Raw genomic sequence first — 15,151 nt, 5'->3', positions numbered from 1 at the left:
TGTACGGGCGGGATCAGATGTCGTCGACGGACGACGACTCGAACCGCGAGGAGATGTTGATGCCCAGTTCCTCCGCAGCGCGGAAGACCTCGTCATCGTTGTCGCGCAGGCTGACCGCCTGGCCGTCGGCCGAGAGGACCTCGACGTTCAGGCAGAGCGACTGCATCTCCTTCATGAGGACCTTGAAGGACTCGGGGATGCCGGGCTCCTGGATGTTCTCACCCTTGACGATCGCCTCGTAGACCTTCACGCGGCCGAGGATGTCGTCGGACTTGATCGTCAGGAGCTCCTGGAGGGCGTAGGCGGCGCCGTACGCCTCGAGCGCCCACACCTCCATCTCGCCGAATCGCTGTCCACCGAACTGCGCCTTACCACCCAGCGGCTGCTGCGTGATCATCGAGTACGGCCCGGTCGAACGGGCGTGGATCTTGTCGTCGACCAGGTGGTGCAGCTTGAGGATGTACATGTAGCCGACCGAGACGGGCTCCGGGAACGGCTCGCCGGAGCGACCGTCGAAGAGCTGCGCCTTGCCGGACGAGCCGATCAGGCGCTCGCCGTCGCGGTTCGGGAGGGTCGAGTCGAGGAGGCCCTCGATCTCACGCTCGTACGCACCGTCGAACACCGGGGTGGCGACCTTCGTGCCCGGAGCGGCGCTGTGCGCTGCCTCGGGGAGCGCCGACGCCCACTCCTGGATGCCCTCGACGTTCCAGCCCTGCTTGGCGAGCCAACCGAGGTGGATCTCGAGGACCTGGCCGAAGTTCATGCGGCCGGGGACGCCGAGCGGGTTCAGGACGATGTCGACCGGGGTGCCGTCGGCGAGGAACGGCATGTCCTCGACCGGGAGGATGGTCGAGATGACGCCCTTGTTGCCGTGACGACCGGCGAGCTTGTCACCCGCGGTGATCTTGCGCTTCTGGGCGATGTAGACGACCACGCGCTGGTTGACACCAGAGCCCAGTTCGTCGTCGCCGTCCTGCGAGTCGAACACCTTGACGCCGATGATCGTGCCCTCTTCACCGTGGGGCACCTTCAGCGAGGTGTCGCGGACTTCGCGCGACTTCTCGTTGAAGATGGCGCGGAGGAGGCGCTCTTCAGCGGAGAGCTCGGTCTCGCCCTTCGGCGTGACCTTGCCGACGAGGATGTCACCGGGGCGGACCTCGGCACCGATGCGGATGATGCCGCGCTCGTCGAGGTCGGCCAGCAGGTCCGGGCTGACGTTGGGGAGGTCACGGGTGATCTCCTCCTTGCCGAGCTTGGTGTCGCGGGCGTCGACCTCGTACTCCTCGATGTGGATCGAGGAGAGCGTGTCGTCCTTGATGAGGTTCTGCGACAGGATCATCGCGTCCTCGTAGTTGTAGCCCTCCCACGGCATGAACGCGACGAGGAGGTTCTTGCCGAGCGCGAGCTCGCCGTTCTCCGTCGCGGGACCGTCGGCGATTACCTCGCCCTGCTCGACACGCTCGCCGGCCGAGACGACCACGCGGTGGTTGTAGCTCGTGCCCTGGTTGGAGCGGTCGAACTTGCGCAGGTAGAAGGTCTGCGTGCCACCCTCGTCGAGCTGCAGGGTCACGGCGTCGGCCGAGACCTCGGAGACGACACCGGCCTTGTCGGCGGTGACGACGTCACCGGCGTCGATCGCGGTGTAGCCCTCCATGCCGGTGCCGACGAGCGGCGACTCGGAACGGAGCAGCGGGACCGCCTGACGCTGCATGTTCGCACCCATGAGGGCGCGGTTCGCGTCGTCGTGCTCGAGGAACGGGATGAGCGACGTCGCGACCGACACCATCTGGCGCGGCGAGACGTCCATGTAGTCGACCTCGCCCTTGGCGACGAGTTCGACCTCGCCGCCCTTCTTGCGGACGAGGACCTTGTCGTCGGCGAAGTGGAACGAGTCGGTCAGCGGGGCGTTGGCCTGCGCGACGACGAACTCGTCCTCTTCCGAGGCGGTGAGGTAGTCGATGGTCTTCGTGACCTCGCCGTTGACGACGCGACGGTACGGGGTCTCGATGAAGCCGAACGAGTTGATCCGACCGAACGACGCGAGCGAGCCGATCAGGCCGATGTTCGGGCCTTCCGGGGTCTCGATCGGGCACATGCGGCCGTAGTGCGACGGGTGGACGTCGCGGACCTCGACGCCGGCACGCTCACGGGACAGACCACCCGGGCCGAGGGCCGAGAGACGACGCTTGTGCGTCAGGCCCGCGAGCGGGTTGTTCTGGTCCATGAACTGCGACAGCTGGGACGTTCCGAAGAACTCCTTGATCGCGGCGACGACCGGACGCACGTTGATGAGCGTCTGGGGCGTGATCGCCTCGATGTCCTGCGTGGTCATGCGCTCGCGGACGACGCGCTCCATGCGGGACAGACCCGTGCGGACCTGGTTCTGGATGAGCTCGCCGACGGCGCGGATGCGACGGTTGCCGAAGTGGTCGATGTCGTCCACGTCGAGGCGCAGCTGCACCGGCTCGCCGTCGCGCACGCCGTTCAGCGTGGTCTTCTCGGCGTGCAGGGACACGAGGTACTTGATCGTCGCGACGATGTCCTTGACGGTCAGCACCGAGTCGGACAGCGGGGCGTCGATCCCGAGCTTGCGGTTGACCTTGTAGCGGCCCACCTTCGCCAGGTCGTAGCGCTTCGAGTTGAAGTAGAAGTTGTCGAGCAGCGCACGCGCGGCCTCGGCGGCGACCTGCTCGCCCGGGCGCAGCTTGCGGTAGATGTCCTTGAGCGCCTCTTCCTTCGTGAGGATGGCGTCCTTCTCGAGGGTCGACTCGATCGAGGCGAAGCCCTGGAACTCCTCCATGATCTCCTCGCTGGTCAGACCCAGCGCCTTGAGGAAGACCGTGACGGACTGCTTGCGCTTGCGGTCGATGCGCACGCCCACCTGGTCGCGCTTGTCGATCTCGAACTCGAGCCAGGCACCACGCGAGGGGATGACGCGAGCGGAGTAGATGTCCTTGTCGGACGTCTTCTCCTGCTGGCGCTCGAAGTACACGCCGGGCGAACGGACGAGCTGCGACACGACGACGCGCTCGGTGCCGTTGATGATGAACGTGCCGCGTTCGGTCATGAGCGGGAAGTCGCCCATGAAGACCGTCTGCGTCTTGATCTCACCCGTCATGTGGTTCATGAACTCGGCGTTGACGTACAGCGGAGCGGCGTAGGTCTTGCCGCGCTCCTTGCAGTCGTCGATCGAGTACTTGGGGTCCTCGAGCTCGGGAGCCGTGAACGAGAGCTGCATGGTCTCGCCGAGGTCCTCGATCGGGGAGATCTCCTCGAAGATCTCCTCCAACCCGGAGTGCAGGGCGAGGTCGGTGCGACCCTGCTCCTGTCCCTCTGCGAGACGGGCCTTCCAGACGTCGTTGCCGACGAGCCAGTCGAAGCTCTCCGTCTGGAGTGCGAGCAGATCAGGAACCGTGAGGGTGTCCGTGATCTTGGCGAACGAGAGTCGCGAGTGGTTGCGACCGTTCTTGGGGTTGGTGGATGCGTTGGGCGCAGCAGCCAAGGGTGTGACCTCCGTAGGCCCCGTCGGGCCGATACTGACGAGCAGCATGTAGGTGAGTAGATTGATCGCTCGGCGATCCCCGCGAGTTCATGCCCTGTGACCACGCCGACGCGTGCCTGACGCGGAACGTCGGTGCACGTGTGGGATGATCTCCGTGAGCGGGACCCGCCGCCATATACGGGTCCGGCTGCACCAGGGCGAGTTGAGCCTGGAGGCTCAGAACTCTGCGTCGACCGCAATATGACGACACGGATGCCAGGGAGCGCGAACTGTCATCATAGTTCGCGCCGAGACGTGCTGTCCAGTCCTGGCTTGACCGGATTCGGCAGTGGCGTGTATAAGCCGCCCGGTGCCCGCGGAATTCCCCGCCCGCGCACCCGGCCCGTGCAGTGGACGCGACCGCCCGCTCAGCCGAGGCGTTCGCGCTCGACGTGCCCCGTGCCTCCCGACCGGCCCTGCCGTCCCGCCAGCGCACGGAATGCGTCCTCGGGTCGGCGGGTGCGCACGAAGGTGACGCGACCACGGTCGTCGGTGAGCTCGATCCCGAGTCCGGGGGTGAGGATCAGGGCGCGCACGCCGCGGCCGATCCGCAGGCCGACTCCGCCGTAGGTGCGGGCGTCCGCCTCGACGAGTCGGACGTCGGCGATGCGCCGCCGCGCGATGCGCCGCGGGGGCAGCGGCCGGAAGTGCAGCGTGACGTGCGTGTCGGTGACGGCGAACCCGGCTCGTGCGAGCAGCAGCAGCACACCCGCCACGACCGCGACCAGCGCCGGCACGATGAGCGCGGCCTCCGGTGCGTCGCCCGGCCAGGCGGTCACCGCCGCGGTCAGGCCGAGCCCACCGAGGAGCAGGACCGCCCCGACCACGCGCATCCAGGTGGGCGCCGTCTCGTGGTCGGCATGGGCCGGACGGGAGGCGCGGATCACCCGCGTCGGTCGGCTCGCGGTCGTGCGCGGAGTGGCGCGGGTCGTCGGTGCGCCCAGGCGCGTGGTGGGCACGCTCATCGTGTCGGCGGTCATGTCGGGTTTCCTGCGGCTCGGCGGAGTGTTGCATCCCGTATTTTACATGACGGGTGCGATGTGATCACGGCCAGCGCGCGCGGGTGACCGGAAGGGGCGCGCGGAGCACGCCCGCGACGCGCACGGCCGAGCGGTGGGGGCGCTCGACGGCACGTCGTGGTCACGTCGGAAGGGCGGACGCGCGCGGTGTGGGGCACTGCACGCATCGACGCGGTTCCGCGTGACGACCGCATGAACGGTACGGAACGAGTCTTGGCGTCCGCTGGCCGTCCATGTGTACGCATTCATGTACCCGCCGGTACCGGACACCGAGCGTCAGCGCAGGACGCGCGCGACCGCCTCGGCGCGGGTGGCGACCCCGAGCTTCGCGAACACCTGGTTCACGTACGACTTCACCGTCGGCACCGTCAGGAACAACTCCGCCGCGATCTGCGGGTTCGTCCGGCCCGCCGCGATGTGCTCGAGCACGTCGGCCTCGCGCGGGGTGAGGTCCGGGAACCGCTCGCGCAGCGCCGGCACAGCGCGCGCGGACGCCGTCGCCCCGCCACCCGCGAGCTGCGCCACCAGCCGCGCGCCCACCGTCGCGTCGAACGTCGACTGCCCCGAAGCGACGGCCCGGATCGCCGTCGCGATCTCGGTCCGCCCGGCGTCCTTCGTCAGGTACCCGCGGGCACCCGCGCGGAGCGCGGTCACGATGGACTCGTCGTCCGCGTAGGTCGTCAGCACGAGCACCGCCACCTGCGGGTGGTCGGCGACGATGCGCGCGGTCGCCGTCGGCCCGTCCGTGCCGGGCATGCGCAGGTCCATCAACACGACGTCGGGGACGTCGCGGTCCACCGCCGCGATCGCCTCGGCCCCGTCGGCGGCCGCACCGGTCACCTGCAGGTCCGGCACCAGCGACAGCACCGTCACCAGGCCGTCGCGGACGATCGCCTGGTCGTCGACGACGAGGACACGGATGGTCACGAGGCCTCTCCCTCGGTGGCGGCCACGGCGTCGACCGGCAGGTGCATCGCGACGACGAACTCGTCGTCGGACCGCTCCGCCTCGACCGTGGCGCTGCTGCCGAGCTCAGCGAAGCGCTCGTGCATCCCGAGCAGGCCCTGGCCGCCGCCGGTGAGCGGGTTGGCCACGACGACGTCGACGGCGTCGCCGTCGCGGATGACGGACAGCGACACGGGGCGGCCGGACGCGTGCCGGCGCGCGTTGCTGAGGGCTTCGCGGACGACCTGGACCACGGCGGCGCGGTGCGCCTCGTCGAGTGCGGCCAGGGTCGCGTCGCCCTGCACCGCGATCGCGCCACCGAAGGAGCGGTGGGCGTCGACGAGGGCGGTCAGGTCGGCGCGGTCCGGCACGTGGTCGTCGGACGTCCGGGAGGCCCGGTTCGCGTCCGGCACGTCGGCCGGGCTCGTCCGCACGGCCGGGTCCGGGGCCGTGGCCGGTTCGGGCCTCGCGTCGTCGCGCAGTGCGTGCACGGCGCGACGGGCCTCGGCCAGGCCGTCCGCCGCCAGGGTCCTGGCCTCGCCCGCACGCTTCGTCGCGTCGTCGACCCGGCCGGCCTCGAGCAGGGCCTCGACCGCGTCGAGCTGCAGCACGAGGCCACCCAACGAGTGCGCGAGGACGTCGTGGATGTCCCGCGAGGCCCGGGACCGGTCGGCGAGGAGCTGCGCCCGCTGCTGCTCGCGCTCGGCCTGCTGCGCACGGTCGGCCGCGATCCGGAACTGCCGGCGGCTGAAACCGATGAGGACGCCGAGCAACAGCCCGCCGCTCGTGCCGAGGACGAACTGGACCGAGGCGTGCTCGACCGTGGCGCACACCGCGATGACCACGACCGCCCCCACCGCTGCCACCGCTGCCGCCCAGACCGGCACCCGGAGGTTCGCGCCGAGCAGGACGATCCCGACGATCACGGGGACGATCATGAGCGAGTCGGTCGCCACGACCGTCAGGGATCCGGCGACGATCATCACGACGCCGGCGACGAGGAGGACCCGCTGCGTCCGACCGGACTCGCGGAGGGCCCACGCGGCGAGCGCCACCGCACCGACCACCCACACCCACGCGGGGAGCTGCTGCTCGAGGCCGTTCTTCACGAACCAGAACGCGACGACGGCGACACCGAGGGCGTTGAGCCCCCAGGCCGTGGCGGAACGGGACCGACCCCCGGGGAGGTCGGTCGGGTCCTGTCCGCTCAGCAGGGTCACCGCACCATCATGCCGCGGGTGGTGCGGCCGCCGTGGGTCTGGTCTCCGCGGTCTCCGCGGTCTCCGCGGTCTCCGCGGTCTCCGCGGTCTCCGCGCGGGATGCGCTGGTCGATCACCAGGGCGCGGGCAGCACGGTTCAGCGCGAGGACGAGGAGGATCGTGCCGGTCGAGGTCAGCAGGTGCGCACCGAGGTGGCCCCCGAGGACGTCGAGGCCGATGCGGACGACGATGAGCACGATCCAGAGCGACGCCCCGAGCCAGCCCGTGCGGGACTGGATCGTCCGACCCTTGCGGTCCGGGGTGGCGACGGTACGGAACCGGGTGATGGTGCCCATCGTCAGGCCGACCCCGATGGTGATCAGGGCCTCGATCCCGAGGAACACCACGTCGGTCGTGGTGACCGTCGCCGACGTCTGCGCCAGGACGACCACGCCGACGATCGCCATGATCATCGGCGTGCGCCAGATGCGCGCCGGGTCGAGGTACTGCCAGGTCGCCTGGCGGTACCCGAGGAAGCCGACGAGTGCGACGCCGAGCAGGACGTTCGCGAGGAGCTGGACCGACATGGTGGGTGCCTTTCGTGGTGGTCCGGCGGGCGTTCCCGACCGGTGACCCCAGCCTCGTTCCGGGGCGTCCACGGGCACACCAACCAGGGGTGGGGGCACGGGTGGTGATCGTGGAGCCGGTCCGGTGGTGTTCGATTGACGGCATGGCTGATGCGTTCGACGGGTTCCGGATCGGTGCGGGGTACTCGGTGGTCGAGCCGGACCGGCACCGTCCCGGGTCCTTCACGCTCGTCGTCGACGGCACACCGCAGTCGCACGTCGACCTCGAGGACCCGACCCACCTGGCGTTCGAGTACATCCGGCGGATCGGGCACGCGATCGACCTGCTGCCCTCCGGCCCGGTCACCGCGCTGCACCTCGGCGCCGGTGCCCTGACGCTCCCCCGGTACGTCGCCGTGACCCGGCCGGGCTCGCGCCAGCAGGTCATCGAACTCGAGCGCGACCTGGTGGACCACGTCCGTGAGGTCCTGCCGTTCCCACGCGGCGCGTCGATCCGGGTGCGGTACGGCGACGCGCGCGAGGTCCTCGGCAAGCTCCCCACCGGGCTGCGCGGCACCGTGGACCTCGCGGTGGTCGACGTCTTCGGCGGGTCGCAGATCCCGGCGCACGTGACGAGCATCGAGTTCTACCGCGAGGTCGCCGCGTTCCTGTCGCCGACCGGCATCGTCGCCGTGAACGTGGCCGACGGCGCGGGGCTCGCGTTCGCGCGTGGGCAGGCGTCGACGCTGCAGGCCGTGCTGCCGTCGGTCGCGGCGGTGGCGGACACCGGGATGCTCAAGGGCCGTCGGTTCGGGAACATCGTGCTGCTCGGCTCGCCGACCGACCTGCCGATCGCCGAGATGCCGCGGCGGTACTCCTCGGACCCGATGCCGGCGAAGGTCGTCCACGGTGCGGAGTTGCGGGCGTTCATCGCCGGGGCCCCGATCGTCACCGACGCGACGGCCGTGGCGTCGCCGGAGCCGAACCGGAGCGTGTTCGGCGGCTGATCCCACGCCGACGACGGGGGCGGCGCGCGAGGCCGTTCCCGGGCACTCGGCGGGTGCGGCTGTCAGGATGGTCTGAACGACCGCGCAGGTGCGCGACCGAGCGATGGGATCCCCTGATGACGAACGACGACCGGAGCAACCAGGACCGGACGGGCGACGGCCAGGCGCCGAGCTGGGGCGGAGCCCCGCAGCAGCAGCCCGCCGCCGAGGCACCGCGGTACGGCGAGCGGAGCGACTCGACGCCGCAGTACGGACAGCCCGCTCCCCGGTACGGCGAGCAGCAGGACCAGTACGGGCAGCAGCAGTACGGGCAGCAGCCGTACGCCGCGGCGCCCGCGAGCTCCGGTTCACCGGCGTGGCAGAGCTACGAGGAGCCGAAGGCCAAGAAGAAGACCCTGGGCGTCGTGGCGTTCGTCGTCGGTCTCGCGGCGCTCGTCGTCGGCGTCATCGGCGGGTACCTGTTCGGGCAGGCCTTCGGCGGCTCCGAGGCCTTCCGCGACTCGATGGAGAACAGCGGGGCGACGCCGAGCGACTCGCAGATCACCGAACTCATGACGTCGTCCGCCGCCGTCACCGGGTCGCTCATGTTCTACCTCGGCACCGCCCTCGGCCTGTGGGCGATCGTGCAGGGCATCATCGCGGCCGTGACCAAGCGCGGGCGTGCCTGGGGCGTCGTCGCGATCATCCTCGCTGTCGTCGCGGTGATCGCCTTCGGCATCGCCATCGGCTTCGCGGCGGTCGCCGCGAGCGGGATGTCCTGATCCGCTGACCAGCCGCTCCGACGGCCCGTCGTGCTCCGGCACGGCGGGCCGTTCTGCGTCCACAGCGCGAAGCCTGAGCGCGTCGCACCGGCCGCTCCCGGCAGAGCGCGGCTACCCTCGAACCGATGTCCCTCCCGCCCGACGACCGCCAGCAGCCCGACCCGTCCGACCCGTCCCGTGAACCGCGCCACGCGGCTCCCGTGACGGCCGGGGTCAGCCCGGGCAGCACCTTCGCGCCCATCAGCCTGCGACCGGCGGTCGACGTCGACGCCGTGCACCAGCGTCTGCGCGACCTCGGTCAGAGCCGCAGTACCGAAGCCCTCGCGGAACGCGCCGAGCTCCTCCGTCTGCTCGGCCGTCTCGACGAGTCGCTCGTCGTCGCGGAAGAGGTCTTCCGCCTGGCGATGTTCACCGGGGAGCGCCAGGACAAGGTCGCCGCCCGGATCCGTCGCGCGCACATCCTGCACGACCTCGGTCGGCACGAGCGCGCGGCGACCGAGGCCGCCCTGGCCCGTGACACCGCCGCGACCGAGGAGTGGCCGGAGCTCGAGGGCGCCGCCGCCGAGATCGAGGGCTGGTCGCTGTTCGAGAACGACCGCTTCGAGGAGGCCCGCGCCGCGCTGTCCCGCGCCTACCAGGCGTTCCGACAGGCGGGTGCGCCGTCCGAGCGGACCGACGCCCTGCGCACCGCGGTCGAGGCCGCGATGCGCGCGTCGATCACACACCCCGCGGAACCGGCCGACAAGCCGCGGACGGCTCGTGAGGTCGCCGCCCGCCGCGCCGAGGACGACGAACCGACCATGCGCGTCGCCGAACCGGTCAAGCAGGTGCCGCCGATCCGCCGCCGGGTGCTCGGTGCGCCGGACGCCGCCCGCACCGAGGCCGACGACATCTGGGGCCGGATCGCCGCCCGGGCAGCCAAGAAGGGCCAGGCCGACCCCCGCGCCGACCAGTGACCGCACTCGAGACGGTCCGCTCCCGCGCCGAGGCCCTCATCACCGAGCACCTCGGCGCCGGTTCGTGGGCCTTCGGCTTCGACCACGCGAAGACCCGCGCCGGGCAGTGCGACTTCGCCCGCAAGCGCATCACGGTCAGCCGGCACCTCGCCGCACGGTTCTCGGACGACGACGTCGAACAGGTCCTGCTGCACGAGGTCGCCCACGCCCTCGCCGGGGCCCGCGCCGGCCACGGTCCGAAGTGGAAGCGGACCGCGGCCGCCATCGGGTACACGGGTTCGCGGCTGCACGACGGCCCGATCGCCAGCGAGCTCGCACCGTGGATCGGGACCTGCCCCGCCGGACACGAGCACTTCCGCTACCGGACGCCCACCCGTCCGCTCGCTTGCGCCCGGTGCTCCCGCCGGTTCGATGCCCGCAACGCCATCGTCTGGCGACGTCGGAGCGCGGCGGACGACCCCTCGACGGTGGCCTCGACTACCGCATGAGTCCGTCGGCGCGCGGAGGCGCGCCGGTAACCCGTTAGCCTGGACGGATGCACACGGGGCAGCACATCCGCACGGACGCCGGTTCCACCTGGTTCTTCGACGCCGGTCGGATCGCCCTGGACTTCGCGCACACCGGCGGGTTCGCCGACGACCCGGACGGCCGCCGCCCCCGGTCGCAGCTCGGCGAACTGCTCGCGAGCCCGGCTGACCTGGACGAGTGGCTCAGCGACCACACCGAGCCCATCGACGTCGGGGCGAGCGCCCGTGAGCTGCAGGACGCCCGCGCGCTCCGCGCGGCGATCGCGCGACTGGCCGTCGCCGCGGCCCCCGGTCCGGCGACCACCGCCGCGGAGCGGACCGCGGTCGCGGCAGGCCTGCGCGCCGGGACCGGCCGCACGCGCCCCGCGCCCGACGACATCGACACCGTCAACCTGTTCGCCGCCCTGCCGGACGTGCCCCCGAGCCTCCCGGGTGGCCGACGCCGCGCCGGAGCCAACCGCGTCCGCCTGGCCCAGGCCCTGTCCAGCGTCGCGCGCGACGCGGTCGCGCTGTTCACCGAGGTCGGCTTCGACGACGTCGAGGCCGACGGCCGCCCGACGCGCCTGAGCCGCTGCTCGGCGGACGACTGCGCGCTGGTGTTCTACGACTCCTCGCGGGGCGGGACACGCCGCTGGTGCTCCATGCAGCGGTGCGGGAACCGCGCCAAGGTCCGGGCGCACCGCGCTCGGCGCGCAGCCGCCTGACCACTCGCCCTCCGCCGGGATCGCGCCTTCCAACAAAAAGATTCGGCATGCCGAATTCTCTGGCATGCTGGAGTCGTGACCGACACCGCCGCCGCCAGGACCACCGAGCACCCCTCGGGCGCACCGCGGCGACGGGCTGCCGGGCTCACCCTGCTCGGCCCGGCGTTCGTCGCGGCCATCGCCTACGTCGACCCCGGCAACGTCGCCGCCAACCTCACCGCCGGTGCGAAGTACGGCTACCTGCTGCTCTGGGTCCTGGTCGCCGCGAACGCCAGCGCCGTGGTCGTGCAGTACCTGTCCGCCAAGCTCGGCGTCGTCACGGGCAAGTCCCTGCCGGAGCACCTCGGGCTGCGGATGCGCCGCACCCCGCGCCTGCTGTTCTGGGGACAGGCCGAGATCGTCGCGGCCGCGACCGACGTCGCCGAGGTGATCGGCGGCGCACTCGCCCTGCACCTGCTGTTCGGCCTGCCGCTCGTCGCGGGCGGACTCATCACCGGCGTCGTCTCCATGCTCCTGCTGACCCTGCACAGTCGCCGCGGGACCCGCACGTTCGAAGCCGTCGTCACCGCGATGCTCGCGGTCCTGACCGTCGGGTTCTGCGCCGGCCTGCTGTTCGCCCAGGTCTCTCCCGCCGAGCTCGTCAGCGGCCTGGTTCCGCGGTTCGAGGGCTCCGAGTCGGTGATGCTGGCGGCGTCGATGCTCGGCGCGACGGTCATGCCCCACGCGGTGTACCTGCACTCCGCACTGGCCCGGGACCGGCACGGCGACGTCCCCGCCGGTCCCGAGCGCCGCCGGGTTCTCGTCGCCACCCGGTGGGACGTGGGCCTCGCACTGGTCGTCGCCGGTGGTGTGAACATCTGCATGCTCGTCCTCGCCGCGGCGACGCTGCCCGGCGTCGCGGACACCGACTCGATCCCCGGCGCACAGCGGGCGATCGCCGAGCACGTCGGACCCGTCGTCGGCGTGCTGTTCGCGGTGGGTCTGCTGGCGTCAGGGCTGGCGTCGACCTCGGTCGGCTGCATGGCCGGCGCCGAGATCATGAAGGGGCTGCTGCACGTGCGGATCCCGCTGGTGGCACGGCGCGTGATCACCCTGGTGCCGGCGATCGTGCTGCTCGCGGTCGGTGCCGATGCGACGATGCTGCTCGTGGTGAGCCAGGTCGTGCTGAGCTTCGGGATCGCCTTCGCGATCGTCCCGCTGGTGGTCTACACGTCCCGCCGGAGCGTCATGGGCTCCGACGTGAACGCCGCGACCACCCGCGTGGTGGCGTGGGTGATCGCGGCGGTCATCGTGGCGCTCAACGTCGCGCTGATCGTGCTCACCCTGACGGGATGAGCACCGACGGTGCGCGTCGACGCGGCGCGCGACACGACGTCGGTCGTCACTCGACGACCGTGACGTCCTTCCAGAACGCGACGTAGCCCGAGTAGTCCTTGCCGACCCGGTCGAACGACGACGGGATCGGCGTCGGGTAGGACCACGCACGGTCCTGCAGCGCCTGCCCGTCGACGTTCACCGTGAAGTACTGCGTGTCGCCCTTCCACGGGCAGTGGTACTGGGTGGGGCTCTCGGTGAAGAGCTCGGACTTCACGCTCGACGGCGGGAAGTACCAGTTGCCCTCGATCTTGATGAGGTCCTCTTCCGGGGCCTCCGCGATCACCGTGTCGCCGACGACTGCCTTCATGCGTTGCTCCTTCGCTCGCTGGTGCCGGACGGCCTGGACGGCGCACCGGCCCTGTCCGCCCGAACGCTACGCCCGGCCCCGTGATTCCCGCAGGACGACCAGGTCCGGCCCGACGGCGAGTGCCGCGTGCACGTCTTCGCGTCCGAGGACGGACGCGCTCTCGGACGCCGTGACCAGGTGCTTCACCGCGCGCCGGAGCCCCGTGTACGCCGCGCAGGCGGCGGCGGCCTCCGGCGCGGTGTGGTCGATCCCGACTGCGGCGAGCGCGTCGACGACGGCACCGGCCGCGAGCAGGTCCTCGACCGCGAAGTCGGGGGCGTAGGGCACGTCGACGGCTTCGCCCGCGGCCTCGGCCGCGTCGTCCAGGGCGCCGGCGTGGTGCAGCCCGGCGGCGACGACGGCGACGACGCAGCGGTCGCCGCGCTCGGCCTGGAGGCCCGTCACCCGTTCCGCGATCGCGGTCGCGTTGCCGAGGTGGCCGAGCACGACCTCCGGCCCGTCCGGTACCCGGGCGGTCGCGTTCCGGAGCGCGCGGCGCTGCGCCGCCGCGTCCGGCGAGCCCGGCAGGACGTCCACCCAGACGACGAGGTGTGCGCCGTGCGCGATGCGTGCGGCCCCGCCGGCGCCCCACGCGAACCGGACCTGGTACTGCTCCTGGGTGCGTTCTGCCACGTCCGTCACGATAGCCGTCCGGACGATGCTGTCCCTCTCCACAGGGTGACCGTCCCGACAGGCTCCGCCAGGGTCGACGACCGTAGGATGCACTTCCATGGAGATCGCCCCCGCGCCCACCCTGACCGGCGACCGTGTGACGCTCGAGCCCCTCTCACAGGAGCACGCGGACGACCTGCGGGCAGCGGTGACCGACGGCGATCTGTGGCGGACCTGGTACACCTCGGTCCCCGCGCCGGCCCAGGTCGAGGACGAGATCGACCGGCGTCTCGCCGAGCACGAGGCCGGCCGCATGGTGCCCTTCGCGGTGCGGGACCGTCCGACCGGTCGCGTGGTCGGTTCGACGACCTTCATGAACATCGACCCGGGCAACCGGCACGTCGAGATCGGCAGCACCTTCCTGGCGAAGTCGGCGCAGCGGTCGGGCATCAACACCGAGTCGAAGCTGCTGATGCTGTCCCACGCGTTCGAGGCGTGGCAGTGCATCGCGGTCGAGTTCCGCACGCACTGGCACAACCACCAGTCCCGCGCCGCGATCGCCGGCCTGGGCGCGAAGCAGGACGGCGTCCTGCGGAACCACTCCATCGGCCGCGACGGCACGCTCCGCGACACCGTGGTGTTCTCGATCATCGCGTCGGAGTGGCCGGCTGTCCGGCTGTCCCTGGCCGAGCGGCTCCGGCAGCACGACCGCGCCGAGGGGTCCCGCCGCCGGTCCGCCCGGCACGCCTGACCGTCAGAGCGTGTGACGGACGGTCCGGTCGCCGAGCGGCTGGACCGGACGCGCGTTCTCGACGTGCGCCGCCTCGAGGTCGGCGAGCTGGTCGGCGCCGAGTTCGATCGGTTCCTCGAGCACGATCCACCGCACGCCTTCGGTGCACGGCGGCGTGGTGAGCGAGCCCTCGTACGTCGCGAACGACCTGACCTCCGGCAGCATCGCCTCGATGTCCACCGTGCTCTCGCGGCCGGCACCTGCCGTCGCCCCGGCGAGGTAGCTCTCGTAGGCGGGGTTGTGCGTGCCCCGCTCGGCGAGGACCCCGACGACGGTCAGGTCGCCGCGGCCGTCGGCGTGCACGAAGTGGAACTCCGCATCGGCCGGCTCGCCGTCGACGGTGTGCTCCGAACCCGCGTGGAAGTGCATCTGGACGAGGTCGAGGTCCTCGCCCGCGATGCTCGTCGAGGCGCCGTCACCGGCCGTGAACTGCACGGTGTGCCCGTTGTCCGCCGTCAGACCCCGGACGGCGCCGGAGCCGACGAGGTCGAGGTCGGCGCCACCGCGAGCTGCCGGCAGGTCGATCGGGGACTGCCGCTCGCCGGTGCCGCAGGTGCCGTACTCGTCGGCGAGGGCGCCCCAGCGCTCCGGTGACCCGGCACCCTCGTACGACCACGACGTGCCGGCGTCGTGCGCGTCGGCCTCGGGAGGCGTTCCCGCCGCGCAGCCGGCGAGGACGAGGAGGACGGCGGGGGCGGCGAGCAGGGGGAGGCGGTGGTGAGTGGTTCGCATGCTGTACACACTCACATACGTGTATTTCACATTTGCCGAGAGCGGGTGTGGGCCGCGAGCGTAGGGTCC

15 protein-coding genes are annotated in these 15,151 nt (G+C 71.5%); 7 read left to right on the top strand and 8 right to left on the bottom strand.

Annotated elements, in window-relative coordinates:
- Positions 1 to 13: 13 nt before the first annotated feature.
- The 5 genes from rpoB to EDF63_RS04925 form a co-directional block, all read right to left on the bottom strand.
- Positions 14 to 3,502: a DNA-directed RNA polymerase subunit beta gene (gene rpoB / locus EDF63_RS04945; RefSeq protein WP_111083490.1), complete on the bottom strand. Its 3,489-nt coding sequence runs from the start codon at positions 3,500 to 3,502 to the stop codon at positions 14 to 16.
- Positions 3,503 to 3,909: 407 nt separating this feature from the next.
- Entirely contained in the window at positions 3,910 to 4,521 is a 612-nt protein-coding gene (locus EDF63_RS04940; protein ID WP_123311695.1) for a hypothetical protein, read from the bottom strand.
- A gap of 315 nt (positions 4,522 to 4,836) precedes the next feature.
- Positions 4,837 to 5,487, bottom strand: coding sequence for a response regulator transcription factor (locus EDF63_RS04935; RefSeq protein ID WP_123311693.1), 651 nt, complete (start codon positions 5,485 to 5,487; stop codon positions 4,837 to 4,839).
- The gene (locus tag EDF63_RS04930; protein ID WP_123311691.1) at positions 5,484 to 6,725 is read right to left on the bottom strand and encodes a sensor histidine kinase; all 1,242 of its coding nucleotides are present in this window, start codon (positions 6,723 to 6,725) and stop codon (positions 5,484 to 5,486) included. The genes EDF63_RS04935 and EDF63_RS04930 overlap by 4 nt, the downstream gene beginning before the upstream one ends.
- Positions 6,722 to 7,291, bottom strand: a complete 570-nt coding sequence (locus EDF63_RS04925; protein ID WP_123311689.1) for a hypothetical protein — start codon at positions 7,289 to 7,291, stop codon at positions 6,722 to 6,724. The genes EDF63_RS04930 and EDF63_RS04925 overlap by 4 nt, the downstream gene beginning before the upstream one ends.
- Before the next feature lie 143 nt (positions 7,292 to 7,434).
- On the opposite strand from EDF63_RS04925, the gene EDF63_RS04920 reads away from it, so the two are divergent.
- From EDF63_RS04920 to EDF63_RS04895, 6 genes are all read left to right on the top strand, one after another.
- Positions 7,435 to 8,277, top strand: a complete 843-nt coding sequence (locus EDF63_RS04920) for a spermidine synthase (protein ID WP_123311686.1) — start codon at positions 7,435 to 7,437, stop codon at positions 8,275 to 8,277.
- 116 nt (positions 8,278 to 8,393) lie between these two features.
- Positions 8,394 to 9,038 carry a DUF4064 domain-containing protein gene (locus tag EDF63_RS04915; RefSeq protein ID WP_123311684.1) on the top strand — a complete coding sequence of 215 codons (645 nt, stop codon included), beginning with the start codon at positions 8,394 to 8,396 and terminating at the stop codon, positions 9,036 to 9,038.
- A 125-nt stretch (positions 9,039 to 9,163) separates the two neighbouring features.
- The gene (locus EDF63_RS04910; protein ID WP_111083497.1) at positions 9,164 to 9,994 is read left to right on the top strand and encodes a hypothetical protein; all 831 of its coding nucleotides are present in this window, start codon (positions 9,164 to 9,166) and stop codon (positions 9,992 to 9,994) included.
- Positions 9,991 to 10,482 (top strand): SprT-like domain-containing protein, encoded by a 492-nt coding sequence (locus EDF63_RS04905; RefSeq protein WP_123311682.1) that lies wholly within the window; start codon positions 9,991 to 9,993, stop codon positions 10,480 to 10,482. The genes EDF63_RS04910 and EDF63_RS04905 overlap by 4 nt, the downstream gene beginning before the upstream one ends.
- A gap of 47 nt (positions 10,483 to 10,529) precedes the next feature.
- Positions 10,530 to 11,225 carry a CGNR zinc finger domain-containing protein gene (locus tag EDF63_RS04900; protein WP_123311680.1) on the top strand — a complete coding sequence of 232 codons (696 nt, stop codon included), beginning with the start codon at positions 10,530 to 10,532 and terminating at the stop codon, positions 11,223 to 11,225.
- A gap of 75 nt (positions 11,226 to 11,300) precedes the next feature.
- On the top strand, positions 11,301 to 12,560 hold the full coding sequence (locus EDF63_RS04895; RefSeq protein WP_123311678.1) for an Nramp family divalent metal transporter: 1,260 nt from the start codon (positions 11,301 to 11,303) through the stop codon (positions 12,558 to 12,560).
- 46 nt (positions 12,561 to 12,606) lie between these two features.
- Here the strand turns inward: EDF63_RS04895 and EDF63_RS04890 are convergent, their stop codons facing one another.
- Entirely contained in the window at positions 12,607 to 12,909 is a 303-nt protein-coding gene (locus EDF63_RS04890) for a DUF427 domain-containing protein (protein ID WP_111083501.1), read from the bottom strand.
- A 66-nt stretch (positions 12,910 to 12,975) separates the two neighbouring features.
- The gene (locus tag EDF63_RS04885) at positions 12,976 to 13,581 is read right to left on the bottom strand and encodes a hypothetical protein (protein WP_260232977.1); all 606 of its coding nucleotides are present in this window, start codon (positions 13,579 to 13,581) and stop codon (positions 12,976 to 12,978) included.
- Between the two features lie 97 nt (positions 13,582 to 13,678).
- On the opposite strand from EDF63_RS04885, the gene EDF63_RS04880 reads away from it, so the two are divergent.
- A complete protein-coding gene (locus EDF63_RS04880; RefSeq protein WP_123311676.1) occupies positions 13,679 to 14,311 on the top strand; it encodes a GNAT family N-acetyltransferase in 633 nt (210 codons plus the stop codon).
- 3 nt (positions 14,312 to 14,314) lie between these two features.
- Here the strand turns inward: EDF63_RS04880 and EDF63_RS04875 are convergent, their stop codons facing one another.
- Positions 14,315 to 15,082 (bottom strand): carbonic anhydrase, encoded by a 768-nt coding sequence (locus EDF63_RS04875; protein ID WP_148061726.1) that lies wholly within the window; start codon positions 15,080 to 15,082, stop codon positions 14,315 to 14,317.
- Positions 15,083 to 15,151 lie beyond the last annotated feature (69 nt).

The sequence above is a fragment of the Curtobacterium sp. JUb34 genome (assembly GCF_003755065.1).
Classification (GTDB): domain Bacteria; phylum Actinomycetota; class Actinomycetes; order Actinomycetales; family Microbacteriaceae; genus Curtobacterium.
Note: the sequence above shows the minus strand (reverse complement) of the source record. Positions and strands in the feature narration are given on the sequence as shown.